This window comes from Terriglobales bacterium, from assembly GCA_035624455.1.
GTDB lineage: Bacteria > Acidobacteriota > Terriglobia > Terriglobales > Acidobacteriaceae > DASPRM01.
The window spans coordinates 17,094-34,012 of the sequence record DASPRM010000156.1 but is presented as its reverse complement, the minus strand read 5'-3'; the positions used below and the strand labels follow the sequence as shown (position 1 = coordinate 34,012).

Here is a 16,919-nt window from a genome sequence, read left to right as displayed (position 1 = left end):
TTAAGAGTGTGCACCCCAGTCCAAGTCGAAGGATCTGGCAAGTTTCCTGATGTTGCCACATAAGCCTTTTTCGCGCGCTTCGCTGAATGTCATTGAAATCCAATTCGCCGTCAGATTCAGGAGTGGAACAGGTCCTCGGCCGGGCACTGGCCTTATCCGCTGATGCCCAGGCAACCTTAGAACAGGGTGCGCCCACGCCTCCTCCTCCAGTTCCCAGCGAAGAAGCAGAGGTGCTGCAGGCTTCGATCAAAGCTGGATCCCTTGCTCAGATTATTGTGGCAGCCATTGCTGTATTGGGTCTGCTTTACGTGCTGAAATTGGTGATGGTCACCACCCTGACGGCCACCCTGCTGGCCTTTGTGCTGGAGCCCATGGTTGCTGGACTCGCCCGCCTGAGAGTGCCCCGTGCCGCGGGAGCTCTTATCGCGGTTATGCTGATGCTGACGCTAGCCGCCGGGCTGGGCTACTTCTTCTACAATCGGGCGGTTGATTTCGCCACCGAGCTACCACGCTATTCCGGGAAGATACGTGCAGAAATCGGGAAACTACGCAGCCAGACCAAAACCATTGCCGACGGCACTCGCGCCATCATCGAAGAGCCTTCCTCAAACAAGCAGCGGCCCGTGCAGGTCGAAGTGAAGGAGGCGCCGGGACTTGTGGGGCTCTTCTCCAAGAACGCAAGTGCGCTAAGCGACCTGCTGCTGGCTCTTACTTTCATTCCCTTTCTTGTCTATTTCATGCTCACCTCGAAAGATCACGTGCACACAGCGACCGTCCGCCTGTTTCCCAAGGAACATCGGCTGGTGGCGTACCGCACAGTAGGTCGGATCTCAGAGATGATTCGCAGCTTTCTCATGGGCAATGTGTTAGTCGGGCTGATCAATTCCGCCGTAAGCATCCTGCTTTTCTGGGTGCTCGGCATACCCTTCTTCTACTTCCTGGGAGTAATCAGCGGATTCGTAAGCCTCGTTCCTTACCTCGGCGCGTTTCTGGCTCTTCTTCCTCCGCTCGCTGCTGGCGTTGGCATTCTAAACAAGACGGAAGCTGTGACCGTGGTGGTTGTCGTCGTGGGGCTGCATCTGTTGACCATGAATGTGCTCTATCCCAAGCTGGTAGGTCAACGATTGCAGTTGAATCCACTGGCCGTTACCCTGGCTCTCCTGTTCTGGGGATGGATCTGGGGAGCCATGGGGCTGATCCTGGCTGTGCCACTGCTGGGCGCGACCAAAGTTGTCTGCGATTATGTCGACCCCCTGCGCGGATTGGGACAATGGCTGGGAGGAGCATGAACCGCTGTCAGCTGCTCCCAACGCTGGAATGCTACTTCCCTACTGGTTTCACCATCTCCATCGCCCAGATGGCAGCCTCACGCATGTACATCGAAGCTCGGAAATAGCCGTCGATATCCCATGCTTCCGGCGTGCGAAACCAATAGCCCTTCGTCTGATATGTGACGTTATACACGCCCCACGCGGTCTTGAAGGCCTCGTCCCGCATGCCTTCTGCAATCATCTCAGAAGCGAGACCAAAGGTCGTCCCGCCCCAGACCTCCTGCACTTGTTGATTACTCTTGATCTTGATGATGGAGCCGTCGGCCCCCATGCCATTAGCCGCCCCCATCTCGCCATTGGCGAACTTCATGACATTGAAGTCAAAGATTTTCTTAAGCGCCGTCTCTCGCATGTTTTTTGGTACCAGATCTCCCAGGCCGGTCAGGTTCGCATACCACTGTCCGGCGAGCTGGTCGGCCTGGATGTTGTCGCGATAATCGCTGGCTACGTCGTAGCGGAAGTATTCTCCCGTCCACAGCTTGTCGATGTAGCTTTTCTGCGCCCGCAGAAACAGATTGTGGTAGTCGTTAACCGCCTGCGTACGCCCAAGCTTGCGCGCAATCTCCTCGGAGGCACGCAGTGCCGCTAGATAAAGCCCCCCGCAGTACGCGCTTTCGCCTTTGACCACCCACTCATCATAGGTTTGATCGGGAAAGCCATCGTTTTCCGGCAAGCCGTCGCCGTTGCGGTCGTACTGTCGGAGATGCTGCATGGCTTCATCGACCGCGGGCCAGGTAGTTTCGAGAAACTTCGTATCAGTTCCGCCAGTCAGGACAAAATCGCGCCACACCATGAGCACGAATTTGCTGTTGAGGTCCTTCCAGTCGCTGGTGTTCTGCCAATTGAACTGATTCACCTGGAAAAACGGATCCTCCTTGGGAACACCCAGATCGTGCGGCACCGCGCCTTTTATTTTGCGAATGCGGAATGCCACTCCATCGCTGTGTTCGGTCTTCCAGCGCCAAATCGTCCGGTCAGAGATATTTTGCGGCACGGTGGCGGCAAATTCCCGCAGCACCTGTTTGTCAATATCTGGCCAGAACTTGATCAGGGGCATGGAGCCGTAGAAGCGCACGTCGAGCGTGGCGTAGAACGGATAGTCAAAGCACTCGAGAAAGGCAAAGCTCTCGGCAGTCTTCGGACCAGCGTTGACAGGACGGCCCCACACCGATCCTCCATCAGCCAGAATATAGAGTTCGTTAAACAGCATTCCCCGATACCAGAGCGGCTTACTATCGTCGTTGATGTATTCGGCCTGCCACTTGTCGATGGCATCGCTCCAGGCGCTGGCATTGCTCAACGCATCTTGCGCGATCTTCCACGCATTGGTGCCGCTGGTCCCGTAGAAGTCTGTGTAGTGGCGGTACCATTTGCGGCCCGATCCGAATTGCACGACTGGAAGGTCCCACGCTATAACCATGGGCACAGTGCGCTTCTCGCCAGGTTTCAAGGTGAACGTCACCGCCAGCGCTGTTCCCAGCGGCTCGTCGCTGCTGTACCACTCCTGGTGATCATTGGACAGCTTGCCGGTCGCGGAAAATGGATCCCATACTGAGCGCCCGTCGTCGCGAATCTGAAACGTCTGCTGATAAGAGACTTCAATGCCCGGCTGCTCTAGCGTGGCAATCACGAATTGCCCATCCCACTCATCCTGCACGGGCGTCTTTCGATTGCGATCCAGGACAATGCCCTTCATGGTCCCTGCTGCGCCCGCCGGTGCGGCGACAAATTTGTTGAAGTTACCAGAATTCAGTTGCTGATCCATGTTGGGAGTGAAGTCGCGGAACCAGCCAAGCATGTTGGCCCATGTGACCATGATCGAGACCGTCACCGGCTTCGAGGTGGGATTTTCCGCGTGCCAACGGTAGATCGCGACCGGATAGCTGGTCTCCTTGTAGTTGTTGGGCAGGATGGGCGAAAACTGCTCCAGCACCACATGCGCAGGAAATTTCTCCCAGCGATAGTCAAACCAGGATTTGGGATAAAGAGCGTAATAGTCACCCGCACCCAGGGGATAGTCCCACTTCCAACTGCTGAGAGCCCCACCTCCGGGATGCGTAGCCGCGAGGACCTGCGCCGTTCCCTGTGAGTCCCCTTCCGACTTCTGATACATGCTGAATTGATTGGCGAAGACTGTCTGGTATTTGTTTATGCCGGCCTTCAAGTGCCAGCGGCTGAAGTCGCCGCGATAAGTACGGGAAAAAGTTCCGGCGCCGAAGCCGCCGACAGGGGCGCCCTGCCAGTAACCATCATCAATCATCTCGGCGGCAGGTAACGAGGGTTTCCTGGCCCCGGCGTTCGCCAACGGCTCGCCGATACCACGCTTCCAGGCAGCCTTTGGAATCTGGTCTCCCGCCCATAAAACCCTCACAAACACCAGAACTATTAGAGACAGCAGGCATGTCTGGAAATTGCGCTTCATGTTTCCTCCGGCAGTCGTAAGGTCGAGGGCGGAAGTTGTGCCCCTTCTCGTCCAAGCTCAATAGTCAGAAGCGAACGATGCTAAGAAAAAATTTGCCGACTTGTAAAGAAAAGCTGCCGCGGCCGGGACGATTTCGCTTGCTGGTTATTCCGGAATGGGAGCGTTCGGCCGAACCACCCGGATCTGGTGATCGGTAAACTTCACGGGGATATCCACTACCTGGTACTGCGGCATGTGGCACGACACGCAATCCTTCTGGCTGACCGGGCAAGCAGAGCCGGGATGATCGGCAGTAGCCTTCCCCGCCGTGACGTGGCAAGCCTCGCAGCGCGTGTCGTAAGAGGCGGCATCACGCACCAGCGGACGGTGGGGATCATGACACGCCACGCAGGTGATGCGCGCATCCCCTTTGCCCCAGCAGCGGCTGTTCTCGATGCGATAGGGCTGGAAGCGCAAAGATTTCGGTCCCGGATTCTCCGCCAGCGTTACATCCCACCACGTGCGATGGCACGCCCCACAGTAGTCCACGGAATCCACGGGATTCAGACGCTTCGGGTTCATGATCATTGTGATTCCCTGCTGTTCGATCAATCCTGATTTGGCGCCGGCGATATGATTCGCGCCCGGACCATGGCAGGCCTCACAGGTCACGCCCGGAATCGCATGCTCGGGATCGAAATGATCGTTGGTGGTGGCCGCCGTCGTGTGGCAGTCGAAACAGCCCCGCACCTCGCTGGACGACAGCGGACGTCCGATGGCTTTCTCCAGCGACGCCGGCGCAGTGTGCGGTTGATCCACGGTGAAGCTGAATTCCTTTGGCTCCGGGTAATACGTGAGCGGGACAAGAAGAGTCAGTGAATTGTGATTGAAAAACCAGCTTTGGCCCATGCGGATGCCGAATGACCAGCTCAGCGGGCCGGAAATTGTCCGCGTGGAATCACTCACGATGTACATTTGCACGTTTCCGCTCGGCGATATCCGATAGCTGTACGGACCCAGGCGGTAGTCCAGCAGGTGTGTACGCAGGATCTCGGAGTCCTGCGCCCGGGTCGAGGTGCGCGCCATCGCGGATTGCTGCTGCGTGGTAGAGATCGCCGAGTGGCACTGAGCGCAGGCCGCCGGACCAGCAAATTCTTCCCGCGGCAGCGTCCCCTTCGTAGGCCACCATCCCGGCTTGCGCAATCGCTCGGTCGTGCTCAATTGCTCCGCCATGGTCGCGGGACCCTTTGATCCCGCGCTCGGACCCGGGCTCTGTGCGGAGGTTGCCAGGGTGAGGGTGAGTGCCAGCCCTACGGCGAGCACCAGAAGCCCCGGCGCGCGAAACCCTGGTAAACGAAACCACAGACCCTTGCCCACTGCGGGGGTGTTCATAGATACCGGGACCGAGAAAAGAAAGCCAGCGACAACGCCATCCGTCGTCGCAAATCGGGCCACACATTATCGCAGACCTGGAGAGACGCAGACAATCGCTCGGCCTGCACTGTGGCTCTCTGCCTGAGGCCTTCTCAGCCCTCGGTTTGCTACACTCCGTCCTCAGACGTTCAGGCGAGGACCAATGAAGGATGTCTCGATCGGATTTGTATCTAAGGCCGCCCTCGCGGCGCTGGCTATTGGTACCGTGGTGGGACTCGCGGTCCGCGAGGGTCGTGCGCAATACGGACAGGAGCACCTCCCGGTGCCCTCCGCAGCGAAAAAGGCCCCAGAGGTTTACAAGAATATTCAGGTGCTCAAGGATGTCCCCTCTGATCAGGTGCTGCCGGCGATGCAATTCATCACGGCGTCGCTCGGCGTGCAGTGCGACTTCTGCCATGTGCCCGGCGCCTTTGAAAAAGACGACCTGAAGCCCAAACAAACGGCGCGGCTGATGATGCGCATGATGTTCGCCATTAATAAGGATAACTTCAAGACGCGCGAGGTCACCTGCTACACCTGCCACCGCGGCAGCAAAGACCCGGCCAGCACGCCGGCTATCCCAGAACACGAGCCGACAGTTCAGCCTGTCGCGGACGTACATGTAGGTGCGCCGGACGCATCCAGCTTACTCACTACCGATCAGATTCTGGATAACTATGTCCGTGCCCTGGGCGGCCCGGACGCCCTGCAGAAAATATCCGCCCGAGTGGAGAAGGGCACGATCACGGCTTTCGGCGGACGGCAATTCCCGATCGATGTTTTTGCCAAGGCTCCCGATAAACGCATGTCGGTGATGCATCTGCCCGGCGGCGATAGCGTGACCGTTTTCGATGGTCAGCGCGGCTGGCTGGCTGCTCCGGATCGCGAACCGCGCGAGATGACCGCCTCGGATATCGATGCCGCTCGTTTCGACGCCGACCTCCACTTCCCTCTCCACCCCAAGGAGTACTTCAGCGAAATGCGGCTGCAGCCGCAGGAAAAAATCAGCGATCGCGAAACCAGCGTCATTTTGGGCATCCGCCAGGGTCAGCCGCCGATGAAGCTGTATTTCGATTCCACCTCGGCGTTGCTGGTGCGCGTATTACGCTACGCAGAAACGCCACTGGGACGCAATCCCACTCAGATCGACTATGCCGACTATCGCGAAACCGGCGGTGTGAAAGTCCCCTACCGCTGGACAATCGCCCGTCCTTCGGGACGGTTCACAATTCAGCTCGAACAGGTGCAGCAGAACGTGCCGATTGAAGATTCCAAGTTCGCGAAGCCCTCGCCGGCGCGATAGTTCTGGCGAAGCGACTGCACTCAACATAGACTTGGCTGGCATATGGTTGGTTCCCTTCACTTTCTTCCGACGCCATCGAGGCATTCAGCATGCGCATAGAACGAATGTGCTGTTCACTTGCTGCATTTGCTCTCTTCGCCGGGATCACGCTGGCACAAACATCCACGCCGACTCAGCCCGCTCCCAAACCGGTTCGGGCCTCAGGCTGCACCCGTGCTGGGGTCGAAAGCGGTTGTGTGGTGCTCGAAGATTTCAACGACAAGAAGCTTTATAACCTTTTATTCCCCGCGGACGCCAAACAGCCCGCCATGGGTGTTGCTATCTCCTTCACTGGCACAGAACATCAGGGCATGACCACCTGCATGCAGGGCACCGCGGTGAATGTCACGAAATGGAAACGCCTCAAGAAATCGTGCGCGGAGGAAACGGACAATAAACACTAACCATCCTGCGGCATCCGAAACGAAAGATCAGAGCTGTGGGACGGTGAGTGGGACGTCCAGCGTGCCCAGGTGTCCGTTGCGGTTGTCGCGGGCGGCGACGCGCACCTGGTAGCGGCCGGGCTTAAGCATCAGTTCCATACGGACCGGAATTCCGCTCTTCATAAAACGCTGGTAGGTGTCTTGGTGCACGTCACCCTGCGCGCTCTGCGATTCCACCCGGTCGAGCTTGCCGTCAGGAGTGAATGCTCCCACCTGAAATTCCAGGTTCGTGTTGTAGCTGAAGTCGGGCCCTGAGCCAAAGGAAACCGTGCTCGCGTCCACCAGGATTTCAACAACCGCAGGCTGACCGCGCTTGGCAGGCGGCACGGGATGCGCATAGAACAGAATGCCCGTGGCCGACAACGTGTGCAGACTGGCGGATGAGAGCATCGACTTGTCATCGCCCGCTTTTCTCCAATCCCCTGGATCGACCGCGAAGTAACCGCTGCGTGCGCGAATGGTGAGCTGCTTATTGGCGGTGATCACCTTGATATTGTGAAACTTCCCGTCCCACTTTTTTTGCTCCGGATAGTAGCCCAGCACATAATAAGACTCCGCGTCAGCTACCGCCGCCTGCACGGCGTGTCCGAGATCATTGGTGTTGCGAAAGACTTCTCCCCCGGTGTCGTGGGCAAGATGATCCATCGTGGCTTCAGTATTGAATTGCTGAAAGGCCTGTGATGCCAGCGACGGACTGGGCGCCGCGTCCTGTGTGACTTTGGCCATGCGGGTTTCGACAGAGGCGTCAGCGATGGAACTTGTGGTCAGCAGACCTCGAGCATCGATGGGATAGACGGCTACATGAGCGTCCGACAGCAAGGCAGAGGTCTGTCGAATCTGGTCGTGATAAGACTTGGAAAATTCCACATCCTTGCTCTCGTCAAGCGCGAGATTAAACGGGAAGGAAGCTGAGCACCAGATCAATGCTTTGCGCCCCGGATAGCCCGCCAGAGCGCGGCCAATCAGACGGAGCGAGGCCAGCGTGGTGCGCGTGCGAAGGTCCTGGTCCTCCACTCCGATCCTTTTCTCAAAGCGCTGCAGGGAATCGGCAAGCTCCTCGAAAGTATTTAGCGGCCGGGTGTTGGTCACCGCCGCCGATGCTACGTCGGCCGAGTTGGAGACAGGTATGGAGACATTCGAGGGCGCCGCTCCCGGGCTGGTGGTCACCGGCACATCGATCTTTGGAGTCTCCACGTCGACCGCGGTTCGTCCCGATTTGTAATTACGCACCGCAGCCAGCAGTAATTCCGAATTCGACGTGAAGTCCTGTAGCACCGAGAGGTCATTCCCCAGCGCAAGCACCGCCGTGCCTCGCCCCGAGAGCTTCGAATCCGAGAGATATTTCAGGATCTGCTGGCGGACATAAAGCTGTTGTCCCGGCGGAGTATTCAGACCATCCAGCAGCAGCACCACCATGGCGCCCTCGGCGTCGTGGTATTCCGGGCGGTTCGTATAGACATCGGAACGCAGCTTGGGCGGATTTGCAGCCTGACGCTGTGCCGCAGATTCGAACGCGAAAAAAGCGATCTTCTGCGGTTTGCCATCTTCCAGAACGGTGAAGTCGGAGGCCGCGAGGCCCTTGACCGCATGTGAGCTGCCGTCGATTACCACCGCATCCACCAGCACAACCCGGGTAGTCGTCCGGATGCTGAGGTCTGCCGGGGGCGGTGGAGGTGAGGCTTGCTGGGCCGCCATGCACGCTGAGATGAGCAGCATGAGCACAACCCCGCATCGCTGGCGGTCACACGCGCTGATCAAGTGCGATCTCCTTAGGATGACAAAAGCAACCTCAGTTTGCGCGGTCTGCGCCCCTGCAGACAGCCGAATCGTGGATCTTTAATTTGCTAACGAAGCGTGCGATTTCAAGCTGACATCGTTGCACGCGGCGCCTGCGAATCAGTGATTCTTCGTGCCCGCCGATGCTGCTTTCGCACCCGTCGGCCGCGCACTCTCAGCCGGCACCACTCCCACACCTTCTTTGATCACATAGAATCGGTCGCCAGCGAGATTTTGTAAAGTCTCAGTTTGTCCCGAGGGCCAGCGAATTTCGACCCGGTCGACCTTGGCTGCGTCCCCCAGGCCGAAATGGATACGCATATCGCTTTGCGATAAGTAACTGCCACCGCTGTGGACCTCGTCGATCTGGACCAGCGAGCCCGCTATCGCCTTCACCCGTGCCCCAATCGCAAGCCGATTACTGCGCGTTCCCACCAGTTGCAGTGTGATCCAGTGATTGCCGTTGCCGCTGTCATTGCGCAGGATCATGGGAGCGCCATCGATGTTCTCTACAACCACGTCGATCTTCCCATCATTATTAAGGTCGCCAAAAGCCGCGCCCCGGCTTGCCTGCGGGATCGAGAGCGCCGGCCCCGTCTGATCACTCACCTCTCGAAAAGTACCGTCGCGCTGATTCTGGAAGAGCAGCTTGCGCTCGCGATACTTGGCTCCCGCCTCATACGTATCGACTTGCGGATAGACGTGGCCATTGACGATGAACAGGTCGTCCCAGGAGTCATTGTCGAAGTCCACGCAGCCGATTCCCCAGCCTAGATAACGTGTCGTGATAGCGCTGATCCCGGCCCCGTTGGAAACTTCATTGAAGGTCATGCCACCATCATTTCGATAAAGGGTTTCACCCTGCTCTTCAAAATTCGTTACCACCAGCGACAGGCGGCCAGTGTGGTTGTAGTCGCAAGCGGCCACGCCCATCCCCGCCATCTCCCCGCCGTCGTTGTTGACCGCGGTGCCGGAAACGAAGCCCACGTCGGTGAAATGCCCGTTGCCATCGTTACGATAGAGATAGTTGGGAGTGGAATCGTCGGCGACGAATAAGTCGGGACGGCCGTCATCATTGAAGTCGGCCCACAGCACACCGAGTCCGTAATAGGCTGACGGATCGTCCACACCCGCGGACTTCGAAACATCCGTAAACGTGCCATCTCCATTATTGTGATAGAGGCTGTCCGCGAGCCCCTTCATGCCGCGAGGCCCGCACTGCACCGGGATGCCCCGGAAATGGCATGTAGGTCCTGAGCCAAACTGCGGCAGATGATTCAGGTCGAAAACAACATAGCGCGAGACCATCAGATCGGGGAAACCGTCGCCATCGTAGTCAGCGAATGCGGCGCCGGTCGTCCAGCGCGGATCTGTCAGGTGGGCCTCCTTGGTGACATCGGTGAACGTGCCATCGCCATTGTTGCGGTAGAGCACCATCCCTTCTTCGCAAGTGACCAGGATGTCCGGCCAGCCATCGTTGTTATAGTCCGCAACCGCGCCTCCGATGGCCCAGCAGGGGTAGCCCACCCCAGCCTTGTCGCTCACGTCAGTGAACGTTCCGTCATGATTGTTGTGGTACAAGGCGCTCTTTGCCTTTTGACCGTGCAACGCCATCTCCACGCTGGGAGCGTTGGTGAAGTAGATGTCGAGCCAGCCATCCTGATCGTAATCGAGCAGCAGAACGCCCCCACTCATCGATTCGGCCAGGTATTTCTTCTCGGGAGAGATCGCGTGCTCAAAATGGATGCCGGAGGCAGCGGTAATGTCGGTGAAGCGAATGGTCGTGGTGGGTTTCGGCTCCGCGGCTGGTTTCTGTGCCCTGAGTGGGACCGGCAAGATCACACAACTGGTCAAGAAAAGAGCGAGCAGCAGGAAAACGCCAGGTACTTCGATTCCGCGCCCACCCGGCTGCCGCAAGCCGCGAGCCCAAAACAATGGGCGGACGCTCCGCTCAGGATGACAACGCGAAGTTCGTGCATGCGGCAGACACAGCGGAGCCAAAGAAGCCGGAAACACTCTGCTAAAATACACGAATTCCATGGGCAGAGTTGGTACCCTCGTCCTGTTACTCCTCATTTCTCTAAACGCTCTGGGACAAGCTCCTCCCACCGCGCCTACGCCGAAATTTGAAGACGTCAGCAAACAGGCTGGCCTGACCGTTCCTCATCTTTCCACTCCCGAAAAGCGTTACATCGTCGAGTCGATGAGCGGAGGCGTGGGTTTTATCGACTGTGACAACGACGGCAAGCTCGACATCATCACCGTGAATGGCTCTTCCGTGGACCGCTACCGCCAGGGTGGCGATCCCATGATCACTCTCTACCACCAGGAAGGCGATCTGAAATTCCGCGACATCACTAAAGAGGCCGGACTCACCCGCAAAGGCTGGGGCATGGGAGTCGCAGTCGCCGACTTCGATAACGACGGCTGGCAGGACGTTTACGTCACCGGCTATGGCGGCAACGCCCTCTATCGCAACCTCGGCAACTGCAAGTTTGAAGACGTGACCGAGAAGGCGGGACTGCGGGTGGGCGGCTTCAGCACCGGTGCTGCCTGGGGGGACTACGATCGCGACGGCTATGTGGATTTATTCGTCCCACGATATGTCTATATCGACATCAACAAGCTCCCCGAGTTCGGAAGCAACGACAAGACCTGCCGTTTCCGCGGCATCCCCGTGCAGTGCGGTCCTTGGGGATTGCCCGGTGAGTCCGACTTTCTCTTCCACAATCGCGGCGATGGCACCTTCGAAGATGTCTCCAAGAAGGCTGGGGTAGACGATTCCAACCACTATTTCGGCATGCAGGGCGTTTGGGCCGATTACGACAACGACGGCTGGCCGGATCTCTACGTCGCCAACGACGCCGGCCCCAATTACCTCTATCACAACAAGCACGACGGCACCTTTGAAGACGTGGCGTTGCTTTCCGGTGCGGCCCTCAGTGGTGACGGCCAGGAACTGGGATCGATGGGGGTCGATTTCGGCGACTTCGATCACGACGGCCGCCTCGATATCTTCGTCAGCGAATTCACCGAGCAGCCCGACATGCTGTTCTGGAACAGAGGTGCGCAGGGCTTCACCGATATCAGTTGGAATGCGCGCATCGGCCAGCCGACTTATCCCCTGGTGGGATGGGGAACCGCCTTCTTTGATGTGGACAACGATGGCTGGCTCGACATCCTGGTGGCCAACGGTCACGTCTATCCGCAGATGGATCTGGTGAAAGGCGGCGTGCCCTATCGCCAGCCGATAGTGTTGTTCCGCAACAATCGCGACCGGACATTTGAAGACATCAGCACGCTTGCCGGGCTGGACAAGTTGCCGCTGTTATCCCGCCGCGGCGCCGCGTTTGGCGACGTTAATAATGACGGCAAAGTAGATGTGCTCATCCTCAATGTGGGCGAACCGCCGACGCTGCTGATCAACCGCACGGAGAGTTCAAATCACGCCGTGCTCTTCAAGCTGGTGGGAACAAAAAGCAATAAGGCTGCAATCGGAGCGCGGGTAACGGTTACCGCGGGGGACCTGGTGCAGTTCAGCGAAGTGCGCGGCGGTGGCAGCTATCTATCGCAGAACGACCTGCGCTTGCACTTCGGCCTCGGCTCACACGTCACCCTGAACACCGTCGAAATCGCGTGGCCAAGCGGCAAGAAAGATGTTCTCCAGGACCTGGCGGCCGACTTCATTTACACCATCGCCGAAGGCCAGGGCGTACAGCAGAAGACGCCATTTTCCGGCCAGAGCAAATTGAACCAGCCTTCAGCGAACAGCAGTCAGCAATCAAACAAGCCGTCAGCAATCAGCAGTCAGCCGTCCGCGAAGTTTGCGAAATAATCTTGCCCGCCGTTGTTAATGAAGATCAACCACCCCACCCTGGCCAAAAAATGGCTGGAGTGGGGCACCCGCAAGCCCGTCTCGTACTACTGCTTCACTGCCACCCAGTGGCTCGTGGTGTTGTGCAGCTTGTCATCGACGTCGAAGGTCAGCGTCTTGCCGCCGGGCGTGGCGCTGATTTTGGTCACACTGATCACTTTGCCCTCGCGCTTATCTGTTTCTTCAATCGAATTCGCGCTCACCGCTTTCAGCGAGACACTGGTAATCCCGAGATCGCCCTTGTAGGGGACATCCTTGCCATCCAGCTTGGCGGAATAGGAGGCACCGGTAGGCGTGCTCATCTCCAGTCCATCGCCAGTGCCCTTGAAGGTGATCAGTAGCCCGTTATCGCCCATGTCGCTGATCTGCTCGGTTCGCCACGAGCCGGATATAAGATGCGCGCCCGAGGGCCCTTTGGCAACGCGGGTCATCTTGGTCTTGCCCGTTACCGGTCCGCCGCTGGTGGGCGTGCTGTCGGTCCAATCGGCATTGATCGTGTTGCCGTCAGCAGAGATGACATCTTTCTCACTGACCGTCGGCTTGCCGCCCTTCTTCATGCTCTGCTCCACGGTGTGATCATCCACCACTTTGATCGCTAAGGTGTCGTAGTAGGGATGCCCGGTGACGGGCTGGTCGCTGCCATCCGCCTTGACCGAGACTGGCGGTACGCAGGTCTTGCAGGTGTATGTTCCATTCTGCAGAACGAAAACATCTGGCTTCTTCGGTGGCTGTGACTTGCTCAGGTCAACTTTCCAGCTGCCGTCGAAGGGACTTTGCGCCCAGGCGGCAAGCGCCACCTGCACCATCAGCAGCAGAAGTAAAACGAGCTTTCGCATAGGGATCTCCTCCTCGGCAGAATTTTGCGGCAGGAGTATAGCAGGTTGAGCCGGGTTGCGACTGTGATCTGGAGGGAGTCTGAACCCGCTGGCGAAATCCCTACCGGAGCGAAGGACATCTCGTATTTCTGGTGCCGAAGAAGGGACTCGAACCCCCACACCCTTGCGGGTACATGGACCTGAACCATGCGCGTCTGCCAATTCCGCCACTTCGGCACGAAGCAGGCTGCGCCGGACAGGAGGCCCGGCGCTCAGGGAAGACTCTTCTATTCTACAAACGCTCCGTCTAGTGTCAAACCTGCGCGCAGCAGGATACCCGCCTGCTCTCGTTGTAAACTAGGCGCAGCAGAGCGCGCTTCGCCGTTCGCTTGTCTTTACTTATGGACAATCAAAACACGCGGCCCGACGTAAATGGCCGGCTTCGCAGTCTCGCTCACGACCTCAGCAACTCCATCGAGACCGTCATGCAAGCGTCCTATCTGCTTGCTCACGCCAACCTAGACGAGGACGGGAAGAAATGGGTGCAGATGATCGACAAGGCTGCCCACGAAGCTGCCCGCATCAACCGCGAGATCCGCGAACTGCTCCGCTCCCAGGGGAAGTAGCTGCTAGCCACACATTGAGGGCAGGCGAGATCGCCTGCGCTACACGCCCGCATCAGCCGGCAAACTTGGCGATCCCGACAATCTTGAGGGTGCCCCCACTCTAGCCGTCTTTTGGCTAGGGTGGGGTAGTTCGTTTCACTAAGGCAATAGTTAGTCCGCCGCGGCCGCGCCCTTTTCCAGCTTCGCATCCATCGTGATCTTGGCATTCAGGACGCGAGAAATCGGACATCCAGCCTTCGCCGTTTCGGCAACCTTACGGAATGCGTCTTCGCTGGCTCCCGGCACGCGGGCGTTGACGTTAAGATGAACCGTGGTGATGGTGAAGCCGGCGTCGGTTTTGTCCAGCGTGACCGTAGCTTCCGTTGCGATGCGCTCCGGCGTGAATCCTGCCTTGCCCAGTTCGTTCGAGAGAGCCATGGAAAAGCAGCCGGCATGCGATGCGCCAAGCAGTTCTTCGGGATTGGTGCCCACGCCATTCTCAAAGCGGGTGGCAAAAGAATACTGCGTGTTGGAAAGTACTCCGCTTGCGGTCGAGATGGTGCCTTTGCCATCCTTCAGACCGCCGGTCCAGACTGCGCTAGCTTTACGTTGCATTCGTCCTCCAGGATTTCTGGCTAAGAATTCTGTGAATGTCACCCTGAGCGAGACGGGATTATGAAAATCCCGTCCGAGCCGAAGGGCCTTGCGTTTTCTTACCGACAGTATCGCCAACAAAAGTTACAGGGTGCCCCACCCTTCCGCGCACTTGGCGGAGGGTGGGATTCGCCCGAGGGTGCCCCCTCCTGGCCATCTTTTGGCTAGGGTGGGATTGTTGGTTTTCTATAACAGACAAATTTTCAATGCGCCGGCGGCAGATCGCTCGACCAGCAATCGGCCACGATCTTCCACTGCCCGTCAGCTTGTCGCCGCCACACCGTCAGATATTTTCCGCGATCCTTCCGCATGGTGCCATCGGGCTCGGGCAGGCTCATGGAGTAGCGTCCTACATCGTACGCCAAGTCGCCTGAGTGCTTGATAAACGTAACTTCGTAGGCCAGATCCCGCACACCGTGGCGTAGCGGACCCTTCAGATATTCGTGAATGGCATCGCGGCCGTGCACGGCAGCATGATGTGGAGGCATGTACACGGCTTCACTAGCATACGACTGAATGAGCTTGTCCAGTTCGCCCGCATTCCAATGCTGGGCCCATTGGTCCCCGGTTTTGCTGATGAGAGCCTCTACTTCGTCGCTGGCAATCGGCATCTGGACCTCCCGGCTCGCTTACCGCTGGATACCGCAAAGTAACTGCGGCGGCATTGAGCACATCCATTGTACTGCCGTATAAGATGTGGAAGGGTGCTCGACCGGGTGGCGCACGGAGACTGCCCAACTCGGAACCCGCCGCCCGCATTCTCAAGGTACGCATGAGACTACGTATCCCTAGCATTCTGCTCATCTCGGCTCTCGCCATTCCTACGATCGCAGCAACTCTCGGCACTGCCGCCAACGCCGTTTCTCCCGCCTATCAGTCGGAGATCATGAAGTGGCGTGAAAAACGTGAGGCCAGCTTGAAGACCAACTGGCTCACGCTTGTTGGCCTGTCCTGGTTGAAGGAAGGCCCCAACCGCTTTGGCAGCGACGCCAACAATGAGGTTGTCCTACCACGCGAGAAAGCGCCTGCGCAGGCTGGTGTTTTCGAACTCAAGAATGGCACTGTGACTCTGCACGCGCTTCCCCAGTCTAGGGTGAAGATCGAAGGCAAGCCCGCCACCGACGCCATTCTCGAGCCGGATACCGCGACATCTCCGACCATCATCGAAATGGGCGACCTGCGCATGCTGGTGATCAAGCGCAATCAGCGGCTCGGCATTCGCACTCGCGATTTGCACAGCGATCACCTCCGCAGCTTCAAGGGCCTGAAGTATTTTCCGATTCAAGATTCCTACCGCGTGAATGCCGCCTTTGTGCCGTTTGATAAGCCCAGGCAAGTCTCGGTTCCAACCGTACTCGGCGAGGATGTCGAGATGTCCAGTCCCGGATACGTCGAATTCAGTCTGAATGGAAACAAGCTTCGGCTCGAGGCGCTGGTGGAAGAGGGCGAAGACGAATTGTTCTTCATTCTGAGAGATCAGACCAGCGGCAAGCAGACCTACCCAGCAGGGCGCTTCCTCTACGCCGAGATGCCCAAGGACGGCAAGGTAATCCTCGACTTCAACAAGGCCTACACCCCGCCCTGCGGATTCACACCTTATGCAACGTGTCCGCTGCCGCCGAAGGAGAATTATTTGAAGGTGCCGATCGAGGCGGGAGAGATGTACGCGGGACATTAGCGAAGAGGAGATATCTTAAGCGAGCACGGGAATAATGGCCCCGTCTCAGTCGAAAGACTTGCTGTTTACTCCAATTGTCATCACGAGGAGGACTTCAGTCCAACGAGGGATCTGCAGTTTCGATTCCTCGCAGGACGTTCATGACTCCCTCGAACGAGGTATTCCTCCTTTCTTCCTAGCGTAAATTGCCCTCAATCAGCGTTGTGGCGGTTGAATAATCCTCTAATCTCCACCAGTCATCGGATAGCCACAGACGTAGAGTCTTTTTGTCGGGCGATTGATCCTCTGGAAGATTGTCGTCGGCAATGGTTATCACCCTCCAATCTTCTGTCGCTTTGACGTACTCGTAAGTAAACCCGACCTTGTCAGACAAATCTGATTTGTGCCCAAGGCCCATTGCTCCGGCGAACCTCTCTCCGCAGTTTCCTTTCCCCCACAACCGTCCTGGGTATAGATACCAGTCAGTTAGCAGAGAGTAGAGAGCCGCCGAATAAGGTCCGAGTATCTCGCGCAGTTTGTCTGTGTTCCAAGAAGGGTTCTTACCGCCGTACACGTCATTTAGAGATACGAGTTTAATCTTAGGTTTA

Annotated in this window: 13 protein-coding genes and 1 tRNA gene; 6 read left to right on the top strand and 8 right to left on the bottom strand. The window is 57.8% G+C overall.

Features of this window, described 5'->3' with window-relative positions:
* Nucleotides 1-122 precede the first annotated feature (122 nt).
* Nucleotides 123-1,289 (top strand): AI-2E family transporter, encoded by a 1,167-nt coding sequence (locus VEG30_17875; GenBank protein ID HXZ81801.1) that lies wholly within the window; start codon nucleotides 123-125, stop codon nucleotides 1,287-1,289.
* Nucleotides 1,290-1,320: 31 nt separating this feature from the next.
* On the opposite strand, the gene VEG30_17870 is transcribed toward VEG30_17875, so the two are convergent.
* Both VEG30_17870 and VEG30_17865 read right to left on the bottom strand, forming a co-directional pair.
* Complete coding sequence (locus tag VEG30_17870) at nucleotides 1,321-3,753, bottom strand: non-lysosomal glucosylceramidase (protein ID HXZ81800.1); 2,433 nt, start codon at nucleotides 3,751-3,753, stop codon at nucleotides 1,321-1,323.
* A gap of 144 nt (nucleotides 3,754-3,897) precedes the next feature.
* Nucleotides 3,898-5,124: a multiheme c-type cytochrome gene (locus VEG30_17865; GenBank protein ID HXZ81799.1), complete on the bottom strand. Its 1,227-nt coding sequence runs from the start codon at nucleotides 5,122-5,124 to the stop codon at nucleotides 3,898-3,900.
* A gap of 184 nt (nucleotides 5,125-5,308) precedes the next feature.
* On the opposite strand from VEG30_17865, the gene VEG30_17860 reads away from it, so the two are divergent.
* Nucleotides 5,309-6,448 carry a c-type cytochrome gene (locus tag VEG30_17860; GenBank protein ID HXZ81798.1) on the top strand — a complete coding sequence of 380 codons (1,140 nt, stop codon included), beginning with the start codon at nucleotides 5,309-5,311 and terminating at the stop codon, nucleotides 6,446-6,448.
* Between the two features lie 89 nt (nucleotides 6,449-6,537).
* On the top strand, nucleotides 6,538-6,891 hold the full coding sequence (locus VEG30_17855; protein ID HXZ81797.1) for a hypothetical protein: 354 nt from the start codon (nucleotides 6,538-6,540) through the stop codon (nucleotides 6,889-6,891).
* 27 nt (nucleotides 6,892-6,918) lie between these two features.
* Here the strand turns inward: VEG30_17855 and VEG30_17850 are convergent, their stop codons facing one another.
* Together VEG30_17850 and VEG30_17845 are read right to left on the bottom strand one after the other, a co-directional pair.
* A complete protein-coding gene (locus VEG30_17850) occupies nucleotides 6,919-8,688 on the bottom strand; it encodes a VWA domain-containing protein (protein HXZ81796.1) in 1,770 nt (589 codons plus the stop codon).
* A gap of 138 nt (nucleotides 8,689-8,826) precedes the next feature.
* Nucleotides 8,827-10,641: a CRTAC1 family protein gene (locus tag VEG30_17845; GenBank protein ID HXZ81795.1), complete on the bottom strand. Its 1,815-nt coding sequence runs from the start codon at nucleotides 10,639-10,641 to the stop codon at nucleotides 8,827-8,829.
* Nucleotides 10,642-10,744: 103 nt separating this feature from the next.
* On the opposite strand from VEG30_17845, the gene VEG30_17840 reads away from it, so the two are divergent.
* Nucleotides 10,745-12,541, top strand: a complete 1,797-nt coding sequence (locus VEG30_17840) for a CRTAC1 family protein (protein HXZ81794.1) — start codon at nucleotides 10,745-10,747, stop codon at nucleotides 12,539-12,541.
* Nucleotides 12,542-12,627: 86 nt separating this feature from the next.
* Here VEG30_17840 and VEG30_17835 read toward each other — a convergent pair whose 3' ends face one another.
* Nucleotides 12,628-13,416, bottom strand: a complete 789-nt coding sequence (locus VEG30_17835; protein HXZ81793.1) for a hypothetical protein — start codon at nucleotides 13,414-13,416, stop codon at nucleotides 12,628-12,630.
* 129 nt (nucleotides 13,417-13,545) lie between these two features.
* A tRNA-Leu gene (locus VEG30_17830) sits at nucleotides 13,546-13,632 on the bottom strand.
* A 164-nt stretch (nucleotides 13,633-13,796) separates the two neighbouring features.
* Between VEG30_17830 and VEG30_17825 the strand changes: the two genes are divergently transcribed.
* Nucleotides 13,797-14,021, top strand: a complete 225-nt coding sequence (locus VEG30_17825; GenBank protein HXZ81792.1) for a hypothetical protein — start codon at nucleotides 13,797-13,799, stop codon at nucleotides 14,019-14,021.
* A 150-nt stretch (nucleotides 14,022-14,171) separates the two neighbouring features.
* On the opposite strand, the gene VEG30_17820 is transcribed toward VEG30_17825, so the two are convergent.
* Both VEG30_17820 and VEG30_17815 read right to left on the bottom strand, forming a co-directional pair.
* Nucleotides 14,172-14,615 (bottom strand): OsmC family protein, encoded by a 444-nt coding sequence (locus tag VEG30_17820; protein ID HXZ81791.1) that lies wholly within the window; start codon nucleotides 14,613-14,615, stop codon nucleotides 14,172-14,174.
* A gap of 242 nt (nucleotides 14,616-14,857) precedes the next feature.
* Nucleotides 14,858-15,265, bottom strand: coding sequence for an SgcJ/EcaC family oxidoreductase (locus VEG30_17815; protein HXZ81790.1), 408 nt, complete (start codon nucleotides 15,263-15,265; stop codon nucleotides 14,858-14,860).
* 161 nt (nucleotides 15,266-15,426) lie between these two features.
* Here VEG30_17815 and VEG30_17810 point away from each other — a divergent pair, with 161 nt between their 5' ends.
* The gene (locus tag VEG30_17810; GenBank protein ID HXZ81789.1) at nucleotides 15,427-16,332 is read left to right on the top strand and encodes a DUF1684 domain-containing protein; all 906 of its coding nucleotides are present in this window, start codon (nucleotides 15,427-15,429) and stop codon (nucleotides 16,330-16,332) included.
* Nucleotides 16,333-16,919: the final 587 nt, after the last annotated feature.